Here is a 276-nt window from a genome sequence, read left to right as displayed (position 1 = left end):
GATTTTGCTTAGCGACAATAGCATTGTAGAACCACCTGACCCCATGCCGAACTCAGAAGTGAAATGCAATAGCGCCGATGGTAGTGTGGGAGGTCCCATGTGAGAGTAGGACATTGCTAAGCACCTATTTAGAAAGACCCGTAGCTAAGGCTACGGGTTTTTTGCTTTGTAGGGTTTAGAATGTCCTACTCTCGAGTAGAGGAAAATTGGTTAATAGAGAAAGCCAACAGTTTGGCTTTATCCCAATTTTTCAGCACGAGCTCTGCGAGTGATAAG

1 rRNA gene is annotated in these 276 nt (G+C 44.9%); it reads left to right on the top strand.

The annotated features are described in order from the left end of the window. Positions 1 to 7 precede the first annotated feature (7 nt). Positions 8 to 122 (top strand): 5S ribosomal RNA (rrf, locus tag ACOB80_RS20875). The last annotated feature ends 154 nt before the right edge of the window (positions 123 to 276 follow it).

This window comes from Thalassotalea coralli (genome assembly GCF_055786205.1).
The sequence above is the reverse complement of the archived record's forward strand: the minus strand, read 5'-3'. Positions and strand labels throughout refer to the sequence as shown.